At 39.5% G+C, this 20249-nt stretch carries 20 protein-coding genes, 1 tRNA gene and 1 other annotated feature; of the genes, 18 read left to right on the top strand and 3 right to left on the bottom strand.

The window, feature by feature from the left end:
- Nucleotides 1–21 precede the first annotated feature (21 nt).
- Nucleotides 22–108 (bottom strand) — tRNA-Leu (locus tag Q0J48_RS00880).
- Between the two features lie 90 nt (nt 109–198).
- Nucleotides 199–699, bottom strand: a complete 501-nt coding sequence (locus tag Q0J48_RS00875; protein ID WP_296240751.1) for an ECF transporter S component — start codon at nt 697–699, stop codon at nt 199–201.
- A gap of 87 nt (nt 700–786) precedes the next feature.
- Here Q0J48_RS00875 and Q0J48_RS00870 point away from each other — a divergent pair, with 87 nt between their 5' ends.
- The 10 genes from Q0J48_RS00870 (at nt 787) to holA (ending at nt 11026) form a co-directional block, all read left to right on the top strand.
- Nucleotides 787–2088: a PLP-dependent aminotransferase family protein gene (locus tag Q0J48_RS00870; RefSeq protein WP_296240750.1), complete on the top strand. Its 1302-nt coding sequence runs from the start codon at nt 787–789 to the stop codon at nt 2086–2088.
- 8 nt (nt 2089–2096) lie between these two features.
- Nucleotides 2097–2285: a binding site (T-box leader), on the top strand.
- 39 nt (nt 2286–2324) lie between these two features.
- Nucleotides 2325–4946 (top strand): alanine--tRNA ligase, encoded by a 2622-nt coding sequence (alaS, locus tag Q0J48_RS00865; RefSeq protein WP_296240749.1) that lies wholly within the window; start codon nt 2325–2327, stop codon nt 4944–4946.
- A 110-nt stretch (nt 4947–5056) separates the two neighbouring features.
- Nucleotides 5057–5308: an IreB family regulatory phosphoprotein gene (locus Q0J48_RS00860; RefSeq protein ID WP_296240746.1), complete on the top strand. Its 252-nt coding sequence runs from the start codon at nt 5057–5059 to the stop codon at nt 5306–5308.
- Nucleotides 5308–5733, top strand: a complete 426-nt coding sequence (gene ruvX / locus Q0J48_RS00855) for a Holliday junction resolvase RuvX (RefSeq protein ID WP_296240743.1) — start codon at nt 5308–5310, stop codon at nt 5731–5733. Before Q0J48_RS00860 ends, ruvX begins: the two co-directional genes overlap by 1 nt.
- 38 nt (nt 5734–5771) lie before the next feature.
- On the top strand, nt 5772–6026 hold the full coding sequence (locus tag Q0J48_RS00850) for a DUF1292 domain-containing protein (RefSeq protein WP_296240741.1): 255 nt from the start codon (nt 5772–5774) through the stop codon (nt 6024–6026).
- Nucleotides 6019–7104 carry an endolytic transglycosylase MltG gene (gene mltG, locus Q0J48_RS00845; protein ID WP_296240740.1) on the top strand — a complete coding sequence of 362 codons (1086 nt, stop codon included), beginning with the start codon at nt 6019–6021 and terminating at the stop codon, nt 7102–7104. The genes Q0J48_RS00850 and mltG overlap by 8 nt, the downstream gene beginning before the upstream one ends.
- A 61-nt stretch (nt 7105–7165) precedes the next feature.
- A complete protein-coding gene (gene greA, locus Q0J48_RS00840; protein ID WP_296240738.1) occupies nt 7166–7654 on the top strand; it encodes a transcription elongation factor GreA in 489 nt (162 codons plus the stop codon).
- 33 nt (nt 7655–7687) lie between these two features.
- On the top strand, nt 7688–8170 hold the full coding sequence (locus Q0J48_RS00835; RefSeq protein ID WP_296240736.1) for a DUF655 domain-containing protein: 483 nt from the start codon (nt 7688–7690) through the stop codon (nt 8168–8170).
- Nucleotides 8167–10083 (top strand): MBL fold metallo-hydrolase, encoded by a 1917-nt coding sequence (locus Q0J48_RS00830; protein WP_296240733.1) that lies wholly within the window; start codon nt 8167–8169, stop codon nt 10081–10083. Before Q0J48_RS00835 ends, Q0J48_RS00830 begins: the two co-directional genes overlap by 4 nt.
- Before the next feature lie 13 nt (nt 10084–10096).
- Nucleotides 10097–11026, top strand: a complete 930-nt coding sequence (holA, locus tag Q0J48_RS00825; protein WP_296240729.1) for a DNA polymerase III subunit delta — start codon at nt 10097–10099, stop codon at nt 11024–11026.
- Nucleotides 11027–11051: 25 nt separating this feature from the next.
- On the opposite strand, the gene rpsT is transcribed toward holA, so the two are convergent.
- On the bottom strand, nt 11052–11315 hold the full coding sequence (gene rpsT, locus Q0J48_RS00820) for a 30S ribosomal protein S20 (RefSeq protein WP_183374505.1): 264 nt from the start codon (nt 11313–11315) through the stop codon (nt 11052–11054).
- A gap of 112 nt (nt 11316–11427) precedes the next feature.
- Between rpsT and fmt the strand changes: the two genes are divergently transcribed.
- The 8 genes from fmt to Q0J48_RS00780 form a co-directional block, all read left to right on the top strand.
- The gene (gene fmt, locus Q0J48_RS00815; protein WP_296240722.1) at nt 11428–12360 is read left to right on the top strand and encodes a methionyl-tRNA formyltransferase; all 933 of its coding nucleotides are present in this window, start codon (nt 11428–11430) and stop codon (nt 12358–12360) included.
- Between the two features lie 10 nt (nt 12361–12370).
- Nucleotides 12371–14173, top strand: coding sequence for a translation elongation factor 4 (gene lepA, locus Q0J48_RS00810; RefSeq protein ID WP_296240720.1), 1803 nt, complete (start codon nt 12371–12373; stop codon nt 14171–14173).
- On the top strand, nt 14173–15264 hold the full coding sequence (gene hemW, locus Q0J48_RS00805; protein WP_296240718.1) for a radical SAM family heme chaperone HemW: 1092 nt from the start codon (nt 14173–14175) through the stop codon (nt 15262–15264). The genes lepA and hemW overlap by 1 nt, the downstream gene beginning before the upstream one ends.
- Before the next feature lie 86 nt (nt 15265–15350).
- Complete coding sequence (rpsO, locus tag Q0J48_RS00800) at nt 15351–15617, top strand: 30S ribosomal protein S15 (RefSeq protein ID WP_296240716.1); 267 nt, start codon at nt 15351–15353, stop codon at nt 15615–15617.
- A gap of 69 nt (nt 15618–15686) precedes the next feature.
- On the top strand, nt 15687–17816 hold the full coding sequence (gene pnp / locus Q0J48_RS00795) for a polyribonucleotide nucleotidyltransferase (protein WP_296240713.1): 2130 nt from the start codon (nt 15687–15689) through the stop codon (nt 17814–17816).
- 96 nt (nt 17817–17912) lie between these two features.
- Nucleotides 17913–19289: a dipeptidase PepV gene (gene pepV / locus Q0J48_RS00790; protein WP_296240711.1), complete on the top strand. Its 1377-nt coding sequence runs from the start codon at nt 17913–17915 to the stop codon at nt 19287–19289.
- 1 nt (nt 19290) lies between these two features.
- Nucleotides 19291–19929 (top strand): tRNA (guanosine(46)-N7)-methyltransferase TrmB, encoded by a 639-nt coding sequence (trmB, locus tag Q0J48_RS00785; RefSeq protein ID WP_296240707.1) that lies wholly within the window; start codon nt 19291–19293, stop codon nt 19927–19929.
- Nucleotides 19926–20249: thioredoxin family protein (locus Q0J48_RS00780; RefSeq protein WP_296240705.1), on the top strand; the 324-nt coding region annotated here is incomplete at its 3' end. The genes trmB and Q0J48_RS00780, both read left to right, overlap by 4 nt.

The following is a 20249-nucleotide window of genomic DNA, read 5'->3' as shown; positions in this document are numbered from 1 at the left end:
CCATGCTGTGGGAATAATCAATGGTCCCCGAGGCCAGACTCGAACTGGCACGGTATCGCTACCGGTGGATTTTGAGTCCACTGCGTCTACCAATTTCACCACCCGGGGATGCTTTGTTATTATAGCGAATTCAAAATTAGAAATCAACACCTTTTTTGAAAACCTAATCAAACTTTGAAAAAAACGCAGGGATCGTTTCTATTGATCTAAATAAGGAATCTTTTTCAGAAGGGGAAAACCAAACAAGGCAATCAATAATCCGGCGCCTGCTTGAAACAGATTGCCGGACACACCAACCAGTCCAAGCCAGAAACTTTGATTGATGAAGGAATCAGCGATCAGATATCCAATGATCATGATGATTGATCCTAGGATATAGGCTAAGAATCGAGTTTTGTTCTTTTTACTTTTGCTGACGAGATATGAAACCATAAAGCCTTCCATTCCTTTGATCAAAAGTGTGAAGAAAAAGTAAAATCCATAGCCCCCGGCGATGTCAGCCAGACCACTGCCTAATCCTCCGACTAAAAACGCAAAGACCGGATTTAAGATACTTGCAAACAATAAAATAAAGCCGTCCCCAAGATCGATGTATCCATGGATCGTATTGGGAATTCGTATAAAGATGGTTGCGACAAAGACAATCGCAATTCCCAGACTGGAAAAAACTAGCTGCTTAAGTTTTTGTTGTTCATTCATAGACATTCCTCGTTCCTTGTCATTAGAATAAACAATAAGTGTCTTTAATAAAATATACAATTATGATATTTTTTAAGAGGACAGATTATGAAGAAGTATGAAATCGTCAGTGAAAAATTGAAACAAGATATTTTGGAAGGACATCTGAAACGAGGAGAGACTTTGCCCAGCATTCGGCAATCGACGCTTTTATTCGGGGTGTCGAAGACGACAATTGAACATGCCTATGATCGTCTTATCTTAGATGGGTATATCAAGAGCTTGCCGCAGAAAGGCTATGTAGTCGATATTTTGCCGCAGCATCTTAAACATCATCAAGTGCAGACGGCGACAAACCAGAAAGAAGACTCTTGGATCCGGTATGATTTCCGTTTAAATTCTGTCAGTTTGGAAGCTTTTGATCTTAAAATCTGGAAACGATATATGAAAGAAGTGTTCCAGGATTCAAAAGCCATGGCTACTTATGGAGATGCACAAGGTGAAAAAAGATTGCGCTTGGCCTTAAGTGAATATGCTTATCACCATCGCGGGGTGCTCACAACAGAGAAATCTATTTTAGTGGGTTCCAGTTTTCAAACTCTTCTGTATCAATTTTGTTCGTTATGTCCGAAAACATATACGTTTGGTATGGAAAAACATGTCGACAGCCAGGTTCTCTATGTTTTACGCTCCTTTGGCTTTTCGTGTGTTCAATTTGATTCTGAAACTTTGATCAAAGATTTGGATTCTAGCTCGATCGATATATTCTATATCAACAGCTCTTGTTTCGGATCGGATTTCAGGTATCTTGATCGAAAGACTCGAGATGCGCTGATTGATGTTTCTCATCGTAACCATTTCTTGATCCTAGAAGATGATTATAATGGAGAATTGAATTATCGATCGAAGCCAAGACACTCCTTACAAGGTGCCAGTCCATATGATAACGTTATTTATTTTGGATCTTTTTCGCGCTTGCTTTTGCCTTCATTGCGTTTAAGTTATATGGTCTTGAATCCAGAGTATCTGCAAAGATATCTGAATCATAAAGACAAGTTTGGACCCACTTCATCGAAGTTTGAACAGCTTGCGCTAGCTCGTTATATGGAAGATGGTCATATGGAGAAGCACTTGCGGAAATTAAAAAAAGAGTATGCCATAAAAGATCAAATTACTCGAACCATACTAGAAGATCATTTTCCGAATTTGATTTTTAAAGAGGTTTATTTTTGTTACTGCATTGATCTACCGCACATCGATCCAAACCAATTGATGGAAGCCAGTTTTCAACAGGGAATCGCATTAGATCCTCTGGTCGATCATACTTTATCGCTATCTTTTGCTTATATGGGGCAAAATGAATTGATTGAAGGTCTTAGACTACTTGTAAAAATATTGAAAAGATGTTAACATTCATTCGTCTAACATTGAAAAAGATAAGTAGAAGAAGATCGGGACATTGAGAGACAAGGCGGAAGGTGCAAGCCTTGCAGTGAGAATCTTTGAAGCTCCTTTGGAGTTAGGCCGCGCTCAGCGTTAACGATCAATTAAGTGCGTTTTCAATGAAAACGAACTAGGATGGTACCGCGTAATTTTACGTTCCTAGAAGCAGGAACGTTTTTTTTATTTTACTAGGAGGAATGAACATGCGTGAATTAACCGGGAATCAAGTTCGTCAAATGTTTTTGGATTTCTTTAAAAGTAAAGGACATATGATTGAACCAGGAGCAAGTCTGATCCCAAACAACGATCCCACTTTGCTGTGGATCAATGCCGGTGTGGCTGCTTTGAAAAAATATTTTGACGGAAGTGAAAAACCTAGAAGCAATCGAATTGCCAATGCACAGAAAAGCATTCGTACCAACGATATCGAAAATGTTGGGAAAACGGCTCGACATCATACCTTTTTTGAAATGTTGGGTAACTTCAGTATCGGAGACTATTTTAAAGAGGAAGCCATTCCCTTCGCCTGGGAATTTTTAACGAGCGAAGAATGGATGGGCATCGATAAAGATCGTCTCTATATTTCCGTGTATACCGACGATGATGATGCTTACCGCATTTGGACGGAAAAATGTGGAGTAGATCCGAAGCATATTTTAAGAACGATGGATAATTTTTGGGAGATTGGAAAAGGTCCTGGAGGACCGGATTCTGAGATCTTTTTTGACAGAGGTCCTAAGTATGATCCCGATGGATTGGGAGAACGCTTGTTTTTTGAAGAATTAGAAAACGATCGATATGTCGAGGTATGGAATATTGTCTTCTCTCAGTTTGACTGCGATCCTTCGATCGATCGAAAAGATTATAAAGAACTTCCACAGAAAAATATCGATACTGGTATGGGATTGGAACGTTTGGTCGCTTTGATCCAGGATGGTGAAACAAACTTTGATACAGATCTGTTTTTGCCGATTATCCGTGCGACCGAAAAAATGGCCAAACATCCTTATGAAGGAGAATATAAAATGGCATATCGTGTCATTGCCGACCATATCCGTACCGTTACTTTTGCGTTGAGTGACGGAGCAAACTTTTCGAACAGCGGCCGCGGTTATGTTTTGCGTCGTGTATTGCGCCGTGCTGTCCGCTATGGTTTAAAGCTTGGTTTGGAAGACTCTTTCTTATATCGTTTAGTACCGGTTGTAGCGGATGCGATGAAAGATTTCTATCCTTACTTACAAGAACATGTTGAATTGAACCAAAAACTGATCCGCATTGAAGAGGATACGTTTAAGAAAACTTTGAAGAACGGACAAGCCTTGCTGGATGATGAGATTGCCAAGGCAACGGATGGCACGTTATCCGGAGAAGTTGTTTTCCGGCTTTATGATACTTATGGATTCCCATTTGAACTTACCCAAGAAATCGCTGAAGAAAGTGGATTGACGGTTTCACGTGAAGCATTCGATGAACAGATGGAAAAACAAAAAGAAAGAGCAAGAAATGCCCGAAACGCAAAAGAATCTTTCTCTTCTCAACATCAAGATCTGATGAACTTTACAGATCCAAGCGCTTATATCGGCTATGATCATCTTTCTTGTGAGGGGAAAGTGATTGGTGTCTTTAAAGAGGGAAACCGTGTCGATTCTCTGAGCGATGAAGGCGATATCATCTTCGATCAAACATGTTTCTATGCAGAAAGCGGAGGACAAGTTGCAGATACGGGTGCGGTAGAATCGGAAGGCTTTAAAGCGCGCGTTGTCGATGTGCAAAAAGCTCCGAATGGCCAATCTTTGGTTCATATCGTTTTGGAAAATGGAACTGTTCAGGACGGAATGCTTCTATCCCAAACGGTGGATCGTCAACGTCGTGAAGCCATTACCGCGAATCACTCTTGTACACATTTGCTGCAAAGTGCTTTAAAACAGGTAGTTGGCGATCATATTTCACAGGCAGGATCTTATGTTTGTGACGAATATCTGCGCTTTGATTTTAACCATTACGAAAAAGTAACACCGAGTCAGCTGGAAGAAGTAGAACGTTTGGTCAATGAATATATTCAGGCAGCCTATCCTGTCCAAAAAGAAGTCATGGATATTGAAAAGGCCCGTCAATCGGGAGCGACGGCCTTATTTAATGAAAAGTATGGTGATCGCGTACGTGTTGTTACGATGGGATCGGTTTCCAAAGAATTCTGCGGTGGCTGCCACGTAGATAATACGGCTCAGATCGGCTTATGCAAGATCATCAGTGAAGAAAGCATTGGATCGGATGTCCGTCGTATTACCGCGAAGACAAGAATGGAAGCCTATAAAGACTTTGTTTTCGAACATAAGATGCTTGAAAATATTGCGGCAAGCGCCAAACAAAAGAGTATTAAAGAATTAGATCATAAAATGGAGTCTTTCTTTGAACAAAATAAAGCCTTACAAAAAGAAAACGAAAATTTAAAGAATCAAATTCTTGCCTTAAAATCGAAAGAATGGCTGCAGGATGCCAAAGAGGTCAATGATTATAAAGTACTGATCCGCAAGGTTTCTAACATGGATGGAAAATCTTTGAAAGAAATCGTATCCAATCTTAAGAGTCAAGATCCGGATCTGATTTGTTTCTTTGCCAGCGTGAATGAGGATAAACTGATTTTTGTTTGCGGTGCTGGTAAAAATGCAATCGCTAAAGGGATCCATTCAGGCAATCTAGTCAAAACGGCATCTCAGATCTGCCAAGGCAATGGCGGTGGTAAACCTGATTTGGCACAAGCCGGTGGAAAAGATGTTTCTAAGCTGGAAGAGGCGCTGGAAACTATTAAAAACAGTCTAAATTAATTGAAAAGTGGGGATTTCTATTCAAATCCTCGCTTTTTTTAGTTTGATGTAAAGTGTTTCTTTTTTATTTCGTTTCATGTATAATACCTATAGCCAAGGAGTGTGATAGTATGAAAGACATTACAGAAACTATGACATTTACCACGGAAGAGATACGCCGTGAGAATATTAAATCCATTTTACGTGAAGTAAGCGAAGCGTTGGAAGAAAGAGGATATAATTCGGTCAACCAGATTGCCGGTTATTTGATCAGCAATGATCCAGCGTATATTTCTTCTCATAAAAATGCGAGAAATTTGATTCAGCGTATTGAACGGTACGAGATCATTGAAGAACTTGTCCGTGCCTATTTGGAAAAATAATGGCTCGTGTTATTGGCTTAGACCTTGGAAGTGTAACGTGTGGGGTAGCGATTAGTGATGGCACCGGGATGGTTGCGCGAACTTTAAAAACGATTCGTTTCCCGCATGATGATTATGACCTCTGCTTTGATCAAGTATTAGAATTATTGGAAGAGCATCAGGTAAAGAAAGTTGTTCTGGGCCTTCCTAAACATATGAATGGTGATATTGGGGAACGTGCTCAGATTTCAATTCAGTTTGCGGAAGAATTAAAAAAAGAAGGTTATGATGTTACGCTTTGGGATGAACGGTTAACGACCGTAAGTGCGACTCGAATCTTATTAGAAGGGGATGTTTCGAGAAAGAAGCGCAAGAAAGTAATTGATCAACTCGCAGCAGTTGAGATTTTACAAGGATTTTTAGATCGGGAAAATGGGGGTTTTTGATTATCCCTATTTTTTTTGCCAAGAAAGGAACCAAAATTATGTTAGATTCAAATTGCCTTTATGTACAAGATGAAAACGGAAATGAAAAAAAGATGACCATTCTTTTTACTTTTGACAGTGATGAATATCAGAAACAATATGTGGTATTCCAAGATGCGGATCATGATTCAGAAGAAGTTTATGCATCTTGTTACGATGACAAAGGAAACCTTTTTCCGATTGAATCAGAAGATGAATGGAATATGGTTGAAGAAGTGATCAATACATTTGTAGAGGATGAAGAAAATGCCTAAGCGGATCAAAAAACGCTCACGAGGAAAAAAGATTGCCGTTTTTATGATCGCAATCTTGATTTTAGGAATTGCAGGATTGGGACTCTTTGCCTGGAAGAACTTAGGACCCACAGGAGACGGGTCTACATCGGTTGATTTTGAGATTGACGAAGGGGAAACCTTTGATTCTGTTTTAACAAATTTAAAAGAGGAAGGCTTGATATCTTCCGTTCAAGTTGTGGATCTCTATGCGAAACTAACCTCGCATGATCAGTATTATGCCGGTTTGTTTGCGTTAAACGATGGAATGAGTGCTTCAGAACTTTTAGAGACGATTGCGGATGAGTCTAAGATCCTGCATGAATCTGTGTCTTTGACGATTCCTGAAGGGACTTGGGCAAAAGAAGTCGCCGCGTCGATATCTGAGCTGTTTCCGCAGTATTCAGAGGATGAGATTTTAGCGCAATGGAACGATTTAGATTATTTAACTGAATTGGCAGCCGATTATTCGTTTTTGAACATCGATGATTTAAATCATTCGGAATATAACGTTGCTTTAGAAGGTTACTTATTCCCAGAGACTTATTTTTTAGATCTGGATAGTGATATAGATACGATCACACGAACTTTCCTTGATCAATTTGCTCGTATCTACAATAAACATCAAAGTGAATTTGAATCGAGTGAATACTCGGTGCATGAACTGGTAACCCTTGCCAGTATCGTTCAGTTTGAATCTGGATCGACCAAAGAGATGCCGATGATTGCGGGAGTTTTCTATAATCGATTGGCGGATCATATGAATCTGGAATCGAGTGTTACGGTCTGCTATGCCTTATACGATGAATTCGATGATCCGCAAGACTGTGAGACAGAAACCGATGTTGAATCACCGTATAATACGTATTTGAATCCGGGCCTTCCTATCGGACCTATTTTAAATCCGGGAGAGGATGCGCTGGTAGCGGTTTTAGAACCGGAAGACTCTGACTATTATTTCTTTGCAGCGGACATCAATGGAGATGGCTCCGTTCACTATTCAAAAACTTATGAAGAGCATATGGCGATTTGTGAGGAACTCGGTCTGATCCTGAATTAAACATTGAAAAAATCAACGTGTATGCTATAATCACAATGCAATAAAATAAGAAGGTGAGTATATGGAAAACGATAAATTTTATGTCACACAGGATGGATATAATGATCTGGTCAAAGAGCATGAAGATTTAGTGCAGAATGTACGTCAGCAAGTGATTGCTGAGTTGCAGGAAGCTCGTGCACAAGGGGACCTTTCTGAAAATGCGGATTATGATGCGGCTCGTGAACATCAAGCCCAGGTGGAAGCCCGTATTCGTGAATTGGAAGCCATGATCAAAAATGCCGAGATCATTGAAGAATCCGATGGAAAACGAAAGAAAAGCAAAAATGCGGTTGTGAAACTAGGTTCTATCGTTACTTTAGAAGATCTCTCGGATCATACAGAGAACACATTTTCGATTGTGGGTTCGATTGAAGCCGATCCGTTAAATGGAAAATTATCAAATAATACACCATTAGCGGAAGCTATTATGGATCATAAGGTCGATGAGATCGTAACGGTCACACGTGTCGAAGAACCTTACAAAGTTAAAATTTTAATGATCAAATAGAAAAATATATCGTATTTAAGAAGGGTGATGTTTATGTTTAAGCGAGCTCTTCTTTTTATTATGGGGATCTCTTTGATTTGTTTTGCGTATTATGGTCGCTATCAGCCTGTCTCTTTGGATTTGATCAAACCTTCTACTAAGCAAGTTGAAGTAAAAGGAGAAGTAAACAATCCGGGTGTCGTAACTTTGAAATGGGAAGGTACTGCTCAGGATGCGATCGAGAAGGCAGGAGGACTAACTGAGACAGCAGATACGCAATCCATTTCCTTGCTGGAACAAGTATCCCCCGATACGGTACTGGTTATTCCTTCTATTCAAGAAACAAAAGATCTTGTTTCCATCAATAATGCGAGTTTGGAGGAATTAGATACCTTGCCGGGCGTAGGACCTTCCATAGCGCAGAGGATCATAGAGTATCGAAAAGAACAGCCATTTACTTCTTTGGATGACTTGAAAAATGTCAAAGGAATTGGCGATAAAACTTTTGAGAAAATGAAAGAACAGATTTCTTTATGAAAAAAATTTGTTTCTTGATCGTCTTAGGCTGCTGGTTTTCTTTGCTTGTAGATGATTTGATCTTTGTTATGGGATGGATCTTTCTGTATGGGACCGTACTCTATCGTTATTCTAAAAAATTCGTATGGTTCTTAATATGGGCAGGGATCTGCCTGTTTTTAGCGGTTCTTGATGGTCAAACTCCATCACCACCTAAAGAGGGAGATTATACAATTTATCAGATCAAAGAAAATTATGTATTTGCACACGATCGATCTGTCAAAGTGGTAGTCTATGGCCTATCGGATGCTCAATTTTATGATATTATTCATCTTTCAGAATTTGAAAAAGTACATTCTTTACAGAATATATCTTTATTTTCCTTTGAAGATTATCTAAAAGAAGAAAATATATATTATCAGGCAAATGCCGACGCGACATCGCTGGTACAAAGACAAAGCACATGGAAAGGTACAATTTATCATTATTTTTCAACAAAAGATCCGTATTGGAAAATGGTGCTTTATGGAATTTATAACGATTCATTGCCAGAATTGATGAGCCGTTTATCGTTGCCGATTCTGGGCTTGGTCATGATTCTTGAAAAACGCCTTCGAAGATGGCTTCATCATAGACATTTGATTTACGGTATCAGTTTTTTACTGTTGATTGTATGGGGAACTTTGTTTGTTTTTACCACTTCAATATTGCGCATGGCTTGTCATCGCTTTTCGAAGATCTTATTTACCGATTGGCAGGCTCAATTTATTTTTAGCTGTTTCATCTTCTTTATCTTAATGCCGGAAAAAGCAACTTCCTTTGCCTTTGTACTTCCGAATCTGATGAATTTGATCTATCATCTATGTCCTGATTCTTATTGTCGGTTTTTGATGGAAAAGAGCGTTTTATGTGGCCTTCAATATTTATATTTCCAAGAAGTAGATTTTATGATTTTGATTCTTTTTGGTGTTTTGAGAAAAGGGGCAGGGATGTTTTTCTTGATTTCATGGATCCTACTATGCTTTGATCTGGATTTGTTTGCTATTTGGGAGCCTTTTCTTGCTTCGATCCCCAAATTGAGTTGGACATATGATGCCGGATTGCTCTATATTTTGATATCAATTTTTATTCTTGTTGCAATCTATAGAAGTAAGAAACCGTTGAAAAAGATCTTATATTCTTTTTTGTTAGCGGGTATCCCTTTCGCATTGCCTTATTCGGATCTTTGTTTTCGCGTCACCGTTTTTGATATTGGACAAGGGGATTGTACGTTAATTACAGAACCATTCCATCAAAGCGCTGTAATGATTGATTGTGGTCAAAATTTATATCGTGATAATATGGAAGATATTGTTTTGCCTTATCTTAGATTGAAGCATATCGATCACCTCGATTGTCTCATCATTACCCATGAGGATTTTGACCATAGTGGCGGATTGGAATCTCTGGAAAAGAATATTCAAATTGATAAAGTCATCCGCTTGAATGAAGAAAAAATTCCTGTTGAATATCCGTTTTATTCTTTGTTAGCCGATCGTAAGGCAAAGGATGAAAATGATCAAAGCATCATTAACTATTTTTCATACGATGGTGTTGATTATTTATGGATGGGGGATGCTTCGGCGGATGTCGAAGAACAATTGATTCAATCTTATCCTAATTTGAAATGTACGATCTTAAAAGCGGGTCATCATGGATCGCGTACCAGCAGTTCATTCTCTTTTTTAGATCATATCGAACCTAAAATTGCTTTGATATCCGTTGGTTTTGAGAATCGCTACGGGCATCCTGATATAGAGGTCTTGGAAACGATGAAAATTTTGGGGATTTCTAATTTAAAAACGAGTGAAGTGGGAATGATACAGATCCAATCGTTTCACGGACTATGTATTTTTCAGACAGGGAGAAATATCTTTGGTATAATACAAAAGTAGAAAAGAGGAAAGAATGATTTGTCTTATATATGGTGAAGATACGAGTCGTATCCAACAAAAAATCAATGCGTTAAAAAAGAAACATCATATCGATACGGTTGTTCAATATGATGCTTTGCACGATCCTCAAAATGAGGTCCTGATGGAAATGGATTCGTTTTCGATATTTGATGAAAGAAAAATGATCATTGTTGAACAATGCAGTTTTTTATCCTCCAAAAATTCAACTTCTTATGACATCGTTCCTTTTTTAGAAAGGGCGGATGATCCCTCAACAATTCTTGTCTTGGTTTACCATGGGGCCAAACTGGATCAGCGAAAAAAGCTAGTGAAACAACTGATTCAAAAAAGCGAGGTCTATGCCTGTATTACACTGGATCAGCAGAGTCAAAGAACTTTGATCCATGAATTCTTAAAAAAAGAGAATTTAGTCATGGAACCGCAAGCAATCTCATGGTTTAGTTCCCATATTGGAATGGATGCATTACGAATTGAGTCGGAGATCCATAAATTAAAAACGTACGCCGATCATGTTAATTTAGAGGATGTACGAGCATTGATCAAACCAGAGCCGATCGACGACGTATTCAAAATGGTCGATGCTTTGTTTCAGCGCAGCGCCATTCGATTTCTTGCGTTTTATCGCAATTTTCGTGACCAAAATATGGAACCGCTGGCAATTCTTGGCCTTTTGGCATCACAAGTTCGATTTTTGTTTCAAGTTCGAGTATGTATGGATGAGGGAATGGATCAAGATCAAATTGCCGGTCATTTAAAAGCGCATCCTTATCGAGTCAAGTTAAATATGGAAAAGGCGCGTTCTTTCCAAAGTGAAGAACTTCTGGAGAAATTGAATCTATTAGCAAATCTTGATCAAGATATGAAGATGGGAAAGATTGATAAAGATCAAGGATTCGAAAATTTTATTCTAAATCAGATATAAAAAAAGTTTCCGAACTGGAAACTTTTTATTTCATATTATTAATAGCTGCAGCAAGACGTGATTTCTGTCGGCTTGCATAGTTCTTATGATGAACTCCTTTAGCGACAGCTTTATCCAATTTTGAAGAGCATTCGTTATAAGCTGCGATCGCAGCTTCTTTATCGTTGGCATCAACGGCAGCTAAAACTTTCTTGATCGAAGTTTTCAGTGCACTTTTCTTGGATACAACTAATTTGTGCGCTTTGTTATTGGTTTTAACACGTTTCTTTTGCGATTTAATTTGTGGCATGGCTTGCACCTCCTGACTTAAATTGCTTTTGAATTATAACAAAATATCTTTTCCAATGCAACACAAGTTCGAAAAAATAGGGTATAATAGCTCAGGACTGGAGGAAATGGGAATGAAACATGTTCGTACTGTTTTCATGGGAACACCCATGATTGCCAAAACTTTACTGGAAAATATATTACATGCGGGAATTTCAATTGACCTTGTTGTGACCCAGCCTGATCGCAAAGTCGGCCGAAAACAACAGATCGTTTATTCACCTGTGAAAGAGTGTGCCCTGGAGCATGAGATCCCCGTTTTTCAACCGCAGAGAATTAAAGAGGATTTTGATCCGATATTACAACTAAAATCGGATTTGATCATAACTTGTGCTTATGGACAGTTAGTTCCTGAAGAAATTTTGAAGGCACCGCGATTTGGCTGTGTCAATCTTCATGGATCTCTTTTGCCCAAATATCGAGGAGCAGCGCCGATTCAAAGGGCTGTTTGGAATCAAGACCAAGAATCGGGCATGAGTTTGATGAAAATGGTGTCTAAAATGGATGCAGGACCGGTATTTTCTACGGAAAAAATTATCCTGGATGAAGAAGAGACTACGACTTCTCTGTTCGAAAAAATGGCAGATGCCGCCAGTCGTCTACTGATTCGTGATTTTGATAAGATCTGTAGAGACGATGCTTGTTATACCGAACAAGATGAAGCTTTGGTCACGTATGCTCAGAAAATTTCAAAGGAAGACGAAAAAATTGATTTGTCAAGATCCGATTCTGAGATTTTTGCGCAAATTCGCGCTCTTTCCTTGGAACCCGGAGGATATGTGATTGTGAATCAACGAAAATTCAAAATTTTAGAAGCACATTATCATGTCGAAACTATTGATAAACCTTTCTGTTTTATTGGGAAATACAAAAATGGTTATGGTCTTTCCTTACATCATGGTGTTCTTGAAATTATTCGTTGCCAAATGGAAGGGAAACCGGTTGTATCAGGAGCTGATTTTGCCAACGGACAAGGTCGCTCTTTGATCAACACAACTTGTGAATAGAGGTGATGATATGGATCAGAAACATATACGTAATTTTTCGATAATCGCACATATCGATCACGGTAAATCTACGTTGGCGGATCGAATCTTGGAGCTGACTGATACGGTAGAAAAACGTGAAATGCGCGATCAAATCTTAGATTCTATGGATTTAGAACGCGAGCGCGGGATCACGATCAAACTTAATGCCGTACAATTGATCTACCACGCTAAAAATGGAGAAGATTATATTTTTCATTTGATTGATACACCTGGGCATGTGGATTTTAGCTACGAAGTTTCACGTTCTTTGGCAGCCTGTGACGGGGCGGTTCTTGTCGTGGATGCTGCCCAAGGAGTGCAGGCGCAGACGCTCGCCAATGTATATTTAGCTTTAGAGAATGATTTGGAGATCCTTCCTGTTCTAAATAAAGTAGATTTACCAAGTGCACAGCCGGACGTTGTCAAAGAGGAAATTGAAAATTTGATTGGATTGGATTGCAGCGATGCCGTAGAGATCAGCGCCAAATCGGGATTGAATGTCGATCAGGTTCTTGAACAGATCGTTGAAAAACTTCCGGCTCCTTCCGGAGATCCGCAAGCGCCGTTGCAAGCTTTGGTCTTTGACAGCCTTTATGATTCTTATCGGGGGGTTATTGCTTTTGTCAGTGTGAAAAACGGCTCGATCAAACCAAAAGATAAAATCCGCTTCATGGCAACTGGAGCAGAATACGAAGTCATCGATGTTGGTGTCCGGACACCGAAAGAAATTGTCAAAGATTCTCTTCAAACGGGGGAAGTCGGCTGGATCAGTGCGGCCATCAAAAATATTGAAGATGTTCGTGTGGGGGACACGATCACATGTGCCGGGGATCCTTGTGATGCCCCTTTACATGGATATCGCGAAATGAATCCCATGGTGTACTGCGGGCTTTACCCAGTTGACAATGCCCGATATGAGGATTTAAAAGAAGCGCTTTCTAAACTAAAACTGAACGATGCTTCTTTAACCTTTGAGCCGGAAACATCGCAAGCTTTAGGTTTTGGCTTTCGTTGCGGCTTTTTAGGCTTGCTGCATATGGATGTCGTGGAAGAAAGACTGGAAAGAGAATACAACTTGGATCTGATCGCAACTTCGCCCTCTGTTATCTATCATGTCTATAAAACAGACAAGACCATGATTGCCATTGACAATCCGAGCGCTTTGCCGCCGGCTCAAAATATCGATCATATCGAAGAACCTTATGTACGTGCTGAGATCATGGTTCCTAAAGATTATGTAGGAGCTATGATGGAGTTATGTCAGGCCAAACGCGGCGAATATATTGATATGCAGGTGATCGATGATCTCCGAATGAATATGGTCTATGAACTTCCGTTAAGCGAAATCATTTATGACTTTTTTGACAAGATGAAATCATACACAAAAGGATATGCAAGTCTGGATTATCATTTCAGCCGCTATAAACCGAGTGCGTTGGTGAAAATGGATATTTTACTGAACGGACAAGTTATTGATGCTTTGAGTACGATCGTCTTTAAAGATTTTGCCTATAATCGCGGGAATGCGATGACCATCAAACTTAAAAAGATAATCCCCAAACAGCAGTTTGAGATTCCGGTTCAGGCGGCCATCGGAGGAAAGATCATCGCTCGTACCAATATTAAAGCCCTTCGAAAAAATGTCTTGGCCAAATGTTATGGCGGAGATATCTCGCGAAAGAAAAAGCTGTTAGAAAAGCAGAAAGAAGGAAAGAAACGAATGAAAAAAGTTGGTTCGGTTGAAATTCCTCAGGAAGCTTTTATGGCAGTTCTTTCGATGGATGATGAATAATGCCAAGATCGTGTTATGTCCATATTCCGTTTTGTGGAAGTATTTGTTACTATTGCGGATTTTGTAAAAGGCTTGCGACGGATGATCTAAAGACGAAGTGGCTGGATCAAATAAAAAAAGAGATTCAAAATAAGACGATCTCAAAATTGGATACGTTATATTTTGGCGGAGGTACACCGAATCTTTTATCCAAAGAAATGTTTGCTGATTTAGCGCTTTCTTTTTCCGGATCATTAACCGAGGATCATGAATGGACCGTGGAATGTAATCCAGAATATATCACAAAAGATCAACTGCAAATGTTTCACGAATGGGGAGTCAATCGTTTGAGCATCGGAGTTCAAAGTTTTCAAGATCGGCTTTTAAAAAAAATAGGTAGACCCCATAATGCCAAACAAGCGTTGGAAGCTATTGATCTGTGCCAGAAGTTGGGCTTTGATAATTTATCCATTGATCTGATGTATGGACTGCCGGACCAATCTCTTGATGATGTTATACAAGATCTGAAAATATTCTTTTCCCTTGGGGTCGATCATCTATCGATCTATTCGCTGCAGATCGAAGAAAACTCGATATTTGGAAAACAAGGAATTCTTCCTTGCGATGAAGATTTAGAAGCAGATATGTTTGAAGAAATCGTGAAGCTATGCAAGGAACACGGTTTCGAGCATTATGAAATTAGTTCTTTTACTAGAAATCATCGATATTCCAAGCACAATCTCGTTTACTGGACAGACCAGGATTTTTATGGAATTGGTTGTGGAGCGACAGGAAGAGAAAAGGGGATTCTTTATGAGAATACGAAAGATATCAACGCTTATTGTATCCGTGGTCCGATGCCTTCCTTTTTATCTGAAACTAAGGATGAAAGAGCTTTTGATGCGATCATGATGTCGTTGCGCACCCAATTTGGATTGGATGTTTCTGCCTGGGAAAAACGTTACGGGATCAACTTTTTTGAGCGCTATCAAAAAGTTTTAAATCACTATTTAGGAACTTATCTGCGATGGGAAAACAAACGACTGGCTCCTACCGAAAAGGGGATGGAGATTCTAAATACGATTTTAGTTGATTTTTTAGATGAAAATTGATATTATTTATGAGCTTTTGATCTAAGAGTTTGGATTCTTCCGACCTTTCTCCTGGATCATTAGTGCACAATAGAGGAGGAAGAATTATGTTATTGAAAGCTGAAAAGCAAGCAATCATGAAAGAGTATGCGATCCATGAAGGAGATACAGGTTCTCCAGAAGTACAGATCGCGGTATTAACTGCCCAAATCAACCGTTTAACAGAGCATTTTAAGGAACACAAACATGATTATCATTCTCAAAGAGGTTTGATGAAAATGGTTGGACGCCGTAAAAACATGTTGGCTTACCTTAAGAACAAAGATTTGGAACGTTATAAGACTTTGATTTCTAAATTAGGTCTGAGAAAGTAATCGAAAGATTACTTTTTTTTGTGTATTTCTTATGGTACACTTACAAAGGTAAAAAAAGAGAGGTAAAGTATGGCGAAACAAGAGTTTCATTTAGATTTCTGTGGTCGGGGGATCACAGTAGAGACTGGCGAAATCGCGAAACAGGCAGATGGGGCCGTGATCGTTCGTTATGGAGATACGGTGACATTATCCACAGCTTGTGCAGCAAACCAGCCTAAGGAAGGAATTGATTTCTTTCCATTAACAGTAAGTTTTGAAGAAAAATTGTATTCCGTGGGTAAGATCCCGGGCGGGTTCTTGCGTCGTGAAGGACGTCCTAGCGAGCATGCGACATTGACAGCTCGTATGATCGACCGTCCAATCCGTCCTTTGTTCGCAGAAGGCTTCCGGAATGAAGTCCAGGTTGTGAACACGGTTTTAAGTGTCGATCAGGATTGTTCGGCTGAAATGTCGGCTATGTTTGGTGCTAGTTTAGCGTTATGTATCAGTGACATCCCATTCAACGGACCGATTGCAGGCGTTAAAGTGGGCCGTGTTAATGGGGAACTTATTTGTAATCCAAGTGTTGAACAAGCGGCATTGAGTGATATTGATTTGACAGTAGCTGGTACAAAACAAGCATTGAACATGGTGGAAGCCGGTGCCAAAGAAGTCAGCGAAGAAGATATGTTGGCTGCGTTGATGTTCGGGCATGAACAAATCAAAAAATTATGTGCTTTCCAAGAAGAAATCGTCGCTGCTTGCGGAAAGGCAAAACGCGAAGTTCCTTTGTATAAAGTGGATGAAGAATTGGATCAAGAAGTTCGTAATGCCTTTGAAACTAAGATCCGTGAAGCGGTATCCATTAAAGAAAAGTTGGAAAGATACGGAAAGATCGATGAATTGACAGAAGAAGCCGTTCAGATGATCGAAGCGAAAGAATATGCGTCTGAAGCGGATAAAAATAAAGCAGTTAAAGAAACCAAAGAGATTTGTCGTTCGATTGAAGCGGATGAAGTACGCCGTTTGATCATTGAAGATAAAGTACGTCCAGATGGTCGAGCTATTGACGAAATTCGTCCGTTGAATTCACAAGTGGATCTTTTGCCGCGCGTTCATGGTTCTGCACTGTTTACGCGAGGAGAGACACAAGTCCTTTCAACGACTACGTTAGGTGCTATCAATGAAAATCAGATCATTGATGATTTAACGGAAGTGGAAACAAAACGATTTATGCATCATTATAACTTCCCTCCTTATTGTGTAGGGGAAACTGGTCGAATGGGAAGTCCGGGACGCCGTGAAATTGGACATGGCGCTTTAGGGGAAAGAGCTTTATTACAAGTTCTTCCTTCTTTAGAAGAATTCCCATACACGATCCGTACTGTTGCGGATGTAATGGAAAGCAATGGTTCTAGTTCTCAGGCAAGCATCTGTGCCGGAACGATGTCTTTGATGGCAGCGGGTGTGCCGATCAAAGCGCCTGTTGCTGGTATTGCGATGGGATTGATCATGGATGATGATTCTGGAAAATATACTGTGTTAACGGATATTCAAGGTATGGAAGACCATTTCGGGGACATGGATTTCAAAGTCGCAGGAACAAAAAATGGAATCACGGCTTTACAAATGGATATCAAAGTGACCGGCATTACAAAAGAGATCTTTGAAGAAGCCTTGGCACAAGCTCATAAAGCTCGTTTCGAGATCTTAGAGAACATGCTGGCATGCATTCCTGAACCTCGTAAAGAATTAAGCCCATATGCTCCAAAAATCGCTATGATGGAAATTGATCCGGACAAGATCAAAGATGTGATTGGTCCTGGCGGAAAGATGATCAATGAGATCATTGCTCAATGCGATAACGTGAAGATCGACATTGATGATGATGGAAAAGTTGTGATTTATCATCACGATTATGATGTCATCAACAAAGCAAAAGAAATGATTTCTGAAATCGTTCGTGAAGCTAAAGTGGGTGATGTTTACACCGCTAAAGTTGTACGTATTGAAAAGTTTGGCGCATTTGTCAACTTGTTTGGCAATACAGATGGTTTATTACACATCTCAAAGATATCTCATCACCGTGTAGAAAAGGTTGAAGATGTCTTGAAACTTGGCGATACTATCGATGTTAAGGTAACCGAGATCGATAACAAAGGCAGAATTAATGTCAGCGCCAAAGCGTTGTTGCCAAAGCCAAAAAAGGAAGAAGAATAAAATGGATAAGGAGGTCATTTTGATCTCCTTTTTTTGAACTCTTATATTTCTTGTGCTAGTCAAATATGATAAAATACCGGAGAAGGGGTTGACGAAATGGACTTTATTAATCTTGCAAAAGAAAAGACAAATGAATACTTAAAAGATCTTGAATCACTGGTATCAATTGAATCGACTCGAGATCTTTCTACTAAGACGGATAACGCACCTTTTGGGCAAAACTGTCGTAAAGCACTGGATACTATGCTTGCTATCGGAGAAAGAGATGGTTTTCGTACAAAAGATGTGGATGGATATGCAGGAGTCATCGAGTATGGTGAACAAGAAGAAACATTAGGAATCTTGGGCCATTTGGATATCGTTCCTGTGGGAGAAGACTGGACCAAAGATCCGTTAGCTGTTACCGTCAATGATGGTTATGTATTTGGCCGTGGAGTTGTGGATGATAAAGGACCGGCACTTGCGGCATATTACGCTTTGAAAATCATCAAAGAACAAAACATTCCTTTAAAACGAAGAGTGATGTTAATCACAGGCTGTGATGAAGAGAGTGGAATGGAATGCATGGACTACTATAAGAAACATGCAGAAATTCCTAATATTGGATTTGTTCCGGATGCTGATTTTCCTGTCATTTACGGGGAAAAAGGGGGACTCCACGTCGTTTTGAAATCATCGGATCAAACGGCAATTCGATCCTTACATGCCGGCAGTCGGCCAAACATCGTGATTGGAAAAGCGGACTGTACGATGGATGCAATCTCGGATCAACAGAAAGAAGAGTTTGCTTATTATTGTAAATCACACGGAGTGACTGGTTCTATCCAGGATACAACGTTCCATATTGATGGTGTTTTTGCGCATGCTGCTACTCCGTGGTTAGGTGAAAATGCTGCTTTACATCTGTTAAACTTTGTGGGAACTTCTTATAATGATCGTTTAGCTCAAGATTTGTACAAGATTCTAAAGGATTGGCAAGGAAAACCGTTAGGCATTTATAAACAAGGGTTATATATGGGTTTCCTTACAATGAATACCGGAATTGTTGATATTGAAAACAATGAAACGAAGATCTTGATCGATATTCGTTATCCAAATGATATGAACGCAAAAGAGATTATGGAACAATTTGATACACATTGTGCTGCATTAGACAGTCACATTGTTCCGGAAATGGAAAGTGATTCCGTTCCATTGTTTGTGGATCCTCAGTCTACGCTTGTGAAAGAATTGATGCGTGTATATCAAAAATACACAAATGACACTTTCTCTTGTGCTTATACGTTAGGCGGAGGTACATATGCGCGTAAATTTGAAAACTTTGTCTCTTTTGGGCCAGAATTTCCTAATGATGAAAAGACGACGGATCAATTTGTAGGAAGCTGCCATCAAAGAGATGAAGGGATCAAATTGGATAGCTTGATTCTTTCGATTGCCATCTATGCCGAGGCCATTGTCTCGCTGTGTAGCTAGTATGCGAATGAGAAAAGTAAAATGGGCTGTTGAGTATTTGGAACAAAGTCAAAAAAAAGCAGCTCATCCTGAAGAAAATCGAGGGGCTTGGCGTTCGGGGAATACAAAACTTCATGTTGAGCTGGGATGCGGAAAAGGGAATTACTCTTTAGAGATGGCCAAACTTTATCCGGATGATTTATTCATTGCGGTAGAAAAAAATGAAAGCGCTGCCGGAATCGCTGCCAAAAAATTTGATGAATCAGAATGTGAAAATTTGATTCTGATTCATGGAGATGCAGCGGATCTTAATCTCTGGTTCGCCGAACAGGAAATTGATGTTCTGCATTTGAATTTTAGTGATCCGTGGCCCAAAAAGCGTTATGCCAAACGCCGATTGAGCAGTGCAGGATTTTTAGAAGTTTATCAATCGCTTTTAAGCAAAAATGGCGAAATTCAAATGAAAACAGATAATGGACCGCTTTTTGAGTTTTCTGTCATCGAATTCTTGAATGCCGGATTTATTTTATCTGAATTCTATGTTGATTATCGACGGGATCCGCATCCCGAAGATGCTGTTACAGAGTATGAAGAAAAATTTATCCGTTTGGGTCAACCGATTTATCGTTGTGTATTTAAAAGAGGAGATGGTGCAAAATGATGACGATTCATACAAGAGAAGAATTTGATCAAGCAATCCAGTCTTCTGCCGTTAGTGTTATGTTGTTCACTACGAAATGGTGTGGAGATTGTATGTTCATCAAACCTTTTATGCCGGAAGTAGAAAAAGAGTTTGAAGACTTTAATTTTTACGAAATCGATCGTGATGAAATGATGGATCTTGCTCAAGAACTGGAAATCATGGGTATTCCTAGTTTTGTCAGCTTTAAAGATGGAAAAGAAATTTCCAGATTTGTTTCTTCGTTAAGAAAAACAAGACAGGAAAGTGAAGGTTATTTATCTAAGATTAGTAGTTGGGGG

The sequence above is a fragment of the uncultured Faecalicoccus sp. genome, from assembly GCF_944325745.1.
Classification (GTDB): domain Bacteria; phylum Bacillota_I; class Bacilli_A; order Erysipelotrichales; family Erysipelotrichaceae; genus Faecalicoccus.
The sequence above is the reverse complement of the archived record's forward strand: the minus strand, read 5'-3'. Positions and strand labels throughout refer to the sequence as shown.

Excerpts from the sequence above, each read along its gene's own strand:
- lepA (WP_296240720.1), top strand. The coding sequence starts at position 12,371 with ATGGATCAGAAACATATACGTAATTTTTCGATAATCGCACATATCGAT.
- alaS (WP_296240749.1), top strand. The coding sequence starts at position 2,325 with ATGCGTGAATTAACCGGGAATCAAGTTCGTCAAATGTTTTTGGATTTC.
- rpsO (WP_296240716.1), top strand. The coding sequence starts at position 15,351 with ATGTTATTGAAAGCTGAAAAGCAAGCAATCATGAAAGAGTATGCGATC.
- trmB (WP_296240707.1), top strand. The coding sequence starts at position 19,291 with ATGCGAATGAGAAAAGTAAAATGGGCTGTTGAGTATTTGGAACAAAGT.
- ruvX (WP_296240743.1), top strand. The coding sequence starts at position 5,308 with ATGGCTCGTGTTATTGGCTTAGACCTTGGAAGTGTAACGTGTGGGGTA.
- fmt (WP_296240722.1), top strand. The coding sequence starts at position 11,428 with ATGAAACATGTTCGTACTGTTTTCATGGGAACACCCATGATTGCCAAA.
- rpsT (WP_183374505.1), bottom strand. The coding sequence starts at position 11,315 with ATGCCACAAATTAAATCGCAAAAGAAACGTGTTAAAACCAATAACAAA.
- Q0J48_RS00830 (WP_296240733.1), top strand. The coding sequence starts at position 8,167 with ATGAAAAAAATTTGTTTCTTGATCGTCTTAGGCTGCTGGTTTTCTTTG.
- greA (WP_296240738.1), top strand. The coding sequence starts at position 7,166 with ATGGAAAACGATAAATTTTATGTCACACAGGATGGATATAATGATCTG.
- pepV (WP_296240711.1), top strand. The coding sequence starts at position 17,913 with ATGGACTTTATTAATCTTGCAAAAGAAAAGACAAATGAATACTTAAAA.
- pnp (WP_296240713.1), top strand. The coding sequence starts at position 15,687 with ATGGCGAAACAAGAGTTTCATTTAGATTTCTGTGGTCGGGGGATCACA.
- Q0J48_RS00850 (WP_296240741.1), top strand. The coding sequence starts at position 5,772 with ATGTTAGATTCAAATTGCCTTTATGTACAAGATGAAAACGGAAATGAA.
- mltG (WP_296240740.1), top strand. The coding sequence starts at position 6,019 with ATGCCTAAGCGGATCAAAAAACGCTCACGAGGAAAAAAGATTGCCGTT.
- Q0J48_RS00875 (WP_296240751.1), bottom strand. The coding sequence starts at position 699 with ATGAATGAACAACAAAAACTTAAGCAGCTAGTTTTTTCCAGTCTGGGA.
- holA (WP_296240729.1), top strand. The coding sequence starts at position 10,097 with ATGATTTGTCTTATATATGGTGAAGATACGAGTCGTATCCAACAAAAA.
- Q0J48_RS00860 (WP_296240746.1), top strand. The coding sequence starts at position 5,057 with ATGAAAGACATTACAGAAACTATGACATTTACCACGGAAGAGATACGC.
- hemW (WP_296240718.1), top strand. The coding sequence starts at position 14,173 with ATGCCAAGATCGTGTTATGTCCATATTCCGTTTTGTGGAAGTATTTGT.
- Q0J48_RS00835 (WP_296240736.1), top strand. The coding sequence starts at position 7,688 with ATGTTTAAGCGAGCTCTTCTTTTTATTATGGGGATCTCTTTGATTTGT.
- Q0J48_RS00870 (WP_296240750.1), top strand. The coding sequence starts at position 787 with ATGAAGAAGTATGAAATCGTCAGTGAAAAATTGAAACAAGATATTTTG.